Here is a 7071-nt window from a genome sequence, read left to right on the forward strand (position 1 = left end):
GATCGATACATCGAATGCTTTCACCAAAACAAAAAATTTCGGCACTGACATTCATCGACACACTGTTGAGTTCTCAAAGAACACGCACACACCATCGTCATGCTCTCGCATCGACTCCGGGGCTACACGCTCATTTCCCGTGCGAGGGATTTTCATCCTCGTCCGGGAGCGCCAGGTCGATCACCGTCTCACCGTGTGCCCCACACCTTGCGGTTTGGGCCGGTGTCCGTGTCGCTCTGACTCGACAAAAGTTACGCCAAGAAGAACTCCTTCGCAAATCGCCTGGTCAGCGCGCCACGTCAGTTAACAACGGACGCTGCACGGTTTGAGCCGGAGGCTTACGGTGGGTCCATGTTGCTTTCGCCGCGCTACGGGACGGGTTCTCTTGCCGATGTCGTGCCCTCGGTTCTCTCCTACTTGGGTGTCGACTCGGAGACCGACCGACTCGGCTTGAACCTCCATGGCGCACTGAGGGTGTGTGTCCTGATGATCGATGGGCTCGGAAGCGAACAGCTCGCGGCGCACCCCGAGCACGCTCCGTTCCTGACTGCGCACACTGCAGCGCCCATTTCCGCCGGCTTCCCCAGTACGACGGCTACCAGTCTGAGTTCTCTGGGCACTGGGCTGCCGCCCGGCGAACACGGAGTCGTCGGATACTCGGTCGCCATCCCGGGTCACAAGAGACTCATGAACAGTCTGCAGTGGAAGCTGCAGGGCGCCAGTTCCGACGATCTGCCCCTCGAGTTGGTTCCCGAACGGTTTCAGCCGATACCAACGGCATTCGAACGCGCTCGCGATGCGGGTGTCGACGTCGTGCACATAGGTCCGTCCATGCAGAACGGATCAGGCTTGACTCGTGCGTCACTCCGCGGCGCGGAATTCCGTGCGTCGATCTCGTTGGCCGACCTCGCTGCGGAGACCACGATCGCGCTCGAGCCCACCGGCCCGACGCTCGTGTACGCCTATCACGGAGACCTCGACCTCGTCGGGCATGTTCGAGGTCCGGATTCCCTCGCGTCGCGACTGCACCTTCGTCATGTCGATCTCATGGCCGAGTCCATCGCGGCTCGGCTTCCCGAGGATGGCGCACTTGTCGTAGTCGCCGACCACGGAATGGTCCAGATCGAACGCCGCTTCGACTACGACACCATCCCGGAGTTGCGAGATGGAGTTCGCTTGCTCGGCGGCGAACCACGAATGCGATACCTCTACATCCGCGACCGCAGCGTCGACGACGTCGAGGCGACCTGGAGCGAGTTGCTGAACGGTCGCTTCACGATGGTGCGAAAAGACGATGCAATCGAACGGGGATGGTTCGGCCCGACGGTCACATCCGGCGCCTATGAGCGAATCGGAGATCTCTTGGCCCTTGCCGAGGACTCCTCCGCGGTGATCAGAAGCCAAGCCGAATCGACCGCGTCGGCCTTGAACGGGCACCACGGCTCGCTGACCTCCGCCGAACTGCTCGTTCCGGCCACTGTCTTTCGACCACATCGATGACGATGTCCCGACTTGTCGGTACCTCGAGCTAACTTCTCTTCGATCGCGTGTTCGAATCTGCACTGAAACGGGGAAGCAATGGCGATGTTCGAGGGAACGAGTCTGGACGACGAGACCGACCGCGATTGGAGGGTGTTCTCCGCCGAGCTCGCGGATCATCTGGCGTCGGACAACTCAGGAGCGGAGACGTCCATCTCCCCCGACTTTCAACCGGACAAGTCGGTAGAGCGTGGAATGGTCATCAGTTCGACCGGCCACGGGACCTTTGTCTGCGCAGCATCCGGTCTGCAGTCACCCCCAGCGCCATGGAAGCACTCCGGCGACATTCACACACTCGAAGAAGCCAAGGCATGGGTGGACAAATTCGCAGCAGCCATCGTGACCGAGATCCGCCATACCTGGAATGTGCCACACCCGTCGTTCCTGGCCGGTCAGGTCGAAGAGTCCCCTCGCGACGTTCAATACAGTGTCGACCCGTCGAGCCGAACCGTTCACTCGACCGAGTCGCAACTGGCTGATTCCGTCGAGGCCGCGGTACGCGCGGTGCCGGACGTCGACGTGCATGCCTCCGGCGATGGCAGCTACCGCATCACCATGGGATCCATTGCTGCGTACCTCTACGTAGCCAGCTCCGACGAAGTGAGAATTCACGCCCCCATCGTCGAACGAATTGCCGGCCGGACGCGTGCTGCCGAAGTAGTCGCCGATCTCAACCGTCGGTATCCGCGCTTGAAGTTTCTGCTTGTGGAAGATCGTGTCCACGCCGCATTGAGCATCGACGCCAACCCGTTCCTTCCACAACACGCGGTCAATGCCATTACCAGGTTGGCCGCATTCGTCGGAGGCGTCGACGACGCGTTCGCCGAGAACCTCGGAGGTGTCGTCGCGGCCGCGCGCCTGGCCCACTCCGACGAGGCCGACACCACGGAGGCAATTACGGAAGTTGCCGTAGACGAGGACGTACCGGGGCAATTGATGACGCTGCTGGAGATCGACGCCCAATCCGGTGGCGCCGTCGACGCCGAAGACGTCGTCGCCGTGTGCGGAGCCGACCGCGCCAAGATCACGAGCTACGAGACGTTCTGCTCGGAACAAGCCCAGTCGTGGCGGGACTACGCACAGGAAGCACTTCAGCGGGGCGAGTCTCAGACTGCGGCCGAATGCGAAGCCGAGGCCGTGCCGTGGGATCGAATTGTCCGGGCGCTACGACAGGCATTGCGCACCGATGGATTCGTCGACAACGCCTGACCCGCGGTCCCGGAAGACGGCGGCCGCCCCCGACCGGAATTGACCAGGGGCGGGCCGCGGTCGCGGTGGGTCCGGGCCGATGTCGACCGACTGGCCGAATCAGACTATGGCGACCGCATCGATTTCGACCAGCATCTCCTCACGAGGAAGACCGGTGAACACAGTTGTGCGACTGGGCAATACGTCGCCCTTGGTGTGCTTGTTCACGAACTCTCCGTACGCATCGTTCATGACGGAGAAGTCTTCTCGTTTGGTGAGGTAGACGCGAAGCATCACGACATCGTCGAACGTGGCACCGCTGGCCTCCACGATCGCACGAACGTTCTCCAACGTCCGAGTGGTCTGCGCTGCAACGTCGCCCGGGTACAGGTACTCGCTCGTCACCGGATCGACCGGACCTTGGCCCGATACCTGCACGAACGGCCCCTTGCGCACACCCTGCGAGAACGTGTGGGCGGGCGCGGGCGCCCCATCGGTACGGACTGCAAACTTTTCGCTCATTGTTTTCCTTTTCTACGAGGTTTCGCCCGGCTACAACTGGGTTTCACTGCCCGGCTTCCATCCGAGGTCTGCTGAAATAGCTGCCGCAACATCGACGATCTCGGGCAGTGTTCCGAGTACCTGCGCGTGATCGAGAAGCATGTCCGGTACCGACATCGACACAGCGGCGACGGTTTCGCCCGTTCCGTTGCGAATCGGTACTCCCACGCAGTTCACGAACGACTCGTGCTCCTCGTGGTCCTCGGCAAAACCCTGGTCCGCTACGAGCTGCAACTCGGCGAGATAGCGCTCGGGCGTATCGATCGTCCGTTCGGTGAAGCGCGAATACTCGATCCGGTGAGCGATGTCGATCTGCTCCGCTCGCGGTCTCGCCGACACCAGCACTTTGCCGACAGCTGTGCAGTGCAGTGGGGCAGGTTTGCCGATCCGCGAATACATGCGGACGCTCTGCGTGGCATCGAACTTGTCGATGTACACGGCTTCGCCGGATTCGAACGTAGCTAGATGGATCGTTTGACCGGTCGAGATGTTGAGTGCAGCCAGATGTGGTCTGGCCACAGTCCTGACGTCCCGCTGTTCGAGCGCTCGGTTCGCGAGTTCGAAAAACCGAGAACCGAGGACGTACTTGTGCTCGGCGTCGTGCTGCACGAACCTGTCGGCCTCCATGGTTCGCAACAGACGAAGGACTGTCGTCTTGTGAACGTCCAGAGCAGTCGCTAGTTGATCGAGCGAACGCGTCTCCTCGCCGAGCATGCCGAGGATGACGAGTGCCCGGGACAGGCTCTGGCTCATGCCGTCACCAGATCCGTGAAGCGCACGGCATTCCACTCGGTGTCGGAAAGTCCGAGTGCTGTATCGAGTCTCGACGAACTGAGAATTTCGGCTACATCACCGTGCGCGGTAAGCGCACTTGCCGCGCACAGATGCCCGAGCCGCACACGCTTCACCGGCGAGAGGCCCTGGAGCAATCCGGCAAGGTAGCCACCGGCGAACGCGTCACCTGCGCCGATCTTCTCCACGACGTCGAGTTTCAGGGCTGGGACGTCGACGCGGGAGGAGCCGTCGAACGCGGTCACGACATGAGCGTCGTTCTTCACCACCAAGTGGTGCGGTTCGGCGAATTCAGCGCGGAGGGCCGCCGGGTCGTCGATTCCGAAGACATCGTTCGCTTCGTCGGCGCCCATCAGCACGACATTGCTTCCACGGACGTGCTCGGCAAGAATTTGCGATGCTTCTGCAATCCTGTTGCCCCACAGCGGAGGGCGAAAGTTCAGGTCGAAGCTGACGGTCGACTCGGAGTCCAGCAAAGCTCGCGTCATCGACTCTGCTGACGGCGAGAGCGCAACCGTGATTCCCGAGAAATGAACGATCTCAGCGGCATCGACCAACCCAGAGGGAAGATCTTCGGCCGACAACGCACTGGCCGCCGACCCTGCACGAAAGTAGGTCATCTTGCTCTCGCCACGCGGCAGGTCTCGCCCGACACCTGTTCCGCCGCCACGTTCCTTGACATACATGCCGGTCGGTCGCGCGGGGTCGACAACCACTGCGGAGACATCGACCCCGGCGTCGTCGAGCTGTGCGAGCAAATAGCGGCCGAAACCGTCGTCACCAACCCGTGATATCCACGACGCGGACACTCCGAGCTGCGCGAGAACGCGAGCGACGTTGGCTTCGGCGCCGCCGGCCGACCGGGAGAACGACTCGGAATCTTCGAGCGCACCGGGCTCGGCTACGAGCACTACGAGCCCCTCTCCTACGCATACCGCGCGAGGCGATGAGTACAAGAGATCTCCTTCGAATGCTTGCGAGCGTGCCCTGTTGGATGCACACTACTAACCATAGACATTTTACGCAACGCACGTTGCAAAATACGCAACGTGCATGCGCACTCAGCTTGGAGGCCTTCACCTTGATCGACTCTCGCACCATCAGTGCTCTCCGGACGCTCACGATCGGCCCGGAACACAAGTCGCTACCCCCGCAGGCGTGGGGACGGTCGATCGAGGACTTCGTTGCCGAGAAGCCGTCCGTAGACCTGTTTCAGACTCCGCTGCTGACTCTGGACCGCAGGCGGATCGACCACAACCTTTCCGTGATGGCCACCTGGGCAACCGAGGCCGGGGTCGAACTTGCTCCCCACGGGAAGACCACGATGGCCCCCGCACTGTGGAAGCGACAGCTCGATTCCGGTTCGTGGGCAATCACTTTGGCGACCATCTGGCAAGTGCAGGTAGCGCGCAGCTTCGGCGTCGAACGCATCATGTTGGCGAACGCGCTGGTCGACCCGGTCGGACTGAAGTGGCTGGCACTCGAACTCGCGCATCATCCCGAGTTCGAATTCTACTGTTGGGCAGACGGTCCGGACACGATCGATGCGATGAACAGGGCCCTTGCCGCCGCCGGTGCCACCAGAAAGGTCAACGTCATCGTCGAACTCGGTGGTGAACACGGCCGTACCGGCGCGCGCACCACCGTCGCCGCCCGCGCGGTCGCCGACGCGATCACCGCGTCTCAGTACCTCGCACTTGCCGGCGTCGGCGGCTACGAAGGCGCGCTCAGTCACGACCGCTCCGAGTCGGGTCTGACTGCAGTATCCGGCTACCTCGACACCGTCGCAGACTTTCACCGCGAGCTCGATTCCGCGGGCCTCTACGGTGACCACGCCGTCGTCACCGCTGGCGGAAGTGCCTACCAAGACCTCGTCGTCGACCATCTGGCCGGTCTCGCCGACGAGAACGGAAGCCGCGGTGTCGCAACATCGGTCGTGCTGCGATCCGGGGCGTACATCATCCACGACGACGGCTTCTACTCACAGATTTCGCCGATGATTCCGAGCCGATCGGAGCATCCGCTCGAGGCGGCGATGCACGGATGGGCGCGTGTGGTGTCCCGGCCGGAATCGGGACTTGCTCTTCTCGACGCCGGAAAACGCGATCTCCCCTACGACGAGGGCCTACCCGTTCCTCAGTCGGTCGAGGGTGAGGTCACCGCCCTCAACGACCAACACTCGTTCCTGCGATTCCCACCCAATGACTCCACCGCGCCGATAGGAACCGTTGTTCGCCTTGGCCTCTCGCATCCATGCACAGCTTTCGACAAGTGGCGTCTCATCCCCGTGATCGACGACGCCGACTCCGACGATCCCCGCGTCGTGGACCTGATACACACCTTCTTCTAGGACGACGACATGACAATATTGATTCGCGGCGCCGACGTCGTCGATGGAACCGGATCCCCGCGGCTGCGTCGCGATGTGCTGCTGGACGGCGGCCGGATCGCAGCTGTCACCGAAGCAGGCGTCCTCGACGGCGCCGACCGGATCATCGACATCGAACCCGGCCACGTTCTCTCCCCGGGCTTCATCGACATGCACGCGCACTCCGACCTTCGCCTGCTCACCGACCCCGGCCACTTCCCCAAGATCAGTCAGGGCGTGACGACCGAAGTCATCGGACAGGACGGAATCGCGTACGCCCCCATCGACGACGCCACCCTCGACATCGTCCGTCGTCAAATCGCTGGCTGGAACGGCAACCCCTCCGACCTGGACTTTTCGTGGCGTTCCGTCGCCGAGTACCTGACGCGCCTGGATCGAGGCATCACTCCCAACGCTGCATACCTGGTGCCGCAGGGCACGCTGCGGTACTTGGCCGTCGGCGGTGATCAGCGGCCTGCGACGCTGCGTGAGATCTCGCGCATGCAGGAACTACTGGCGGAAGGTCTGAGTGAGGGCGCAGTCGGGATGTCCAGCGGCCTGACGTACACGCCAGGAATGTATGCCGATACCAGCGAGCTGCGCGCGCTGTGCGAGGTGGTCGC

The 7071-nt window shown here is 62.5% G+C and carries 7 protein-coding genes; 4 read left to right on the forward strand and 3 right to left on the reverse strand.

Annotated features, from left to right (window positions below; all coding sequences use genetic code 11):
- Positions 1–351: 351 nt before the first annotated feature.
- Complete coding sequence (locus tag A2J03_RS12180) at positions 352–1500, forward strand: alkaline phosphatase family protein (protein WP_197480733.1); 1149 nt, start codon at positions 352–354, stop codon at positions 1498–1500.
- A gap of 78 nt (positions 1501–1578) precedes the next feature.
- Positions 1579–2748: a T3SS (YopN, CesT) and YbjN peptide-binding chaperone 1 gene (locus A2J03_RS12185; RefSeq protein WP_068373959.1), complete on the forward strand. Its 1170-nt coding sequence runs from the start codon at positions 1579–1581 to the stop codon at positions 2746–2748.
- A gap of 99 nt (positions 2749–2847) precedes the next feature.
- On the opposite strand, the gene A2J03_RS12190 is transcribed toward A2J03_RS12185, so the two are convergent.
- From A2J03_RS12190 to A2J03_RS12200, 3 genes are read right to left on the reverse strand one after another with little or no spacing between them, the layout of a single operon-like run.
- Positions 2848–3249, reverse strand: a complete 402-nt coding sequence (locus A2J03_RS12190; protein WP_068373960.1) for a RidA family protein — start codon at positions 3247–3249, stop codon at positions 2848–2850.
- A gap of 30 nt (positions 3250–3279) precedes the next feature.
- Entirely contained in the window at positions 3280–4041 is a 762-nt protein-coding gene (locus tag A2J03_RS12195; RefSeq protein ID WP_068373965.1) for an IclR family transcriptional regulator, read from the reverse strand.
- On the reverse strand, positions 4038–5036 hold the full coding sequence (locus tag A2J03_RS12200) for a sugar kinase (protein ID WP_068373961.1): 999 nt from the start codon (positions 5034–5036) through the stop codon (positions 4038–4040). Before A2J03_RS12200 ends, A2J03_RS12195 begins: the two co-directional genes overlap by 4 nt.
- A gap of 110 nt (positions 5037–5146) precedes the next feature.
- Here A2J03_RS12200 and A2J03_RS12205 point away from each other — a divergent pair, with 110 nt between their 5' ends.
- Positions 5147–6430 (forward strand): alanine racemase, encoded by a 1284-nt coding sequence (locus A2J03_RS12205; RefSeq protein WP_068373963.1) that lies wholly within the window; start codon positions 5147–5149, stop codon positions 6428–6430.
- 9 nt (positions 6431–6439) lie between these two features.
- The coding region (locus tag A2J03_RS12210; RefSeq protein WP_156520345.1) for an amidohydrolase family protein at positions 6440–7071 on the forward strand (632 nt) is incomplete at its 3' end.

The organism is Rhodococcus sp. EPR-157 (assembly GCF_001647195.1).
Lineage (GTDB): Bacteria > Actinomycetota > Actinomycetes > Mycobacteriales > Mycobacteriaceae > Rhodococcoides.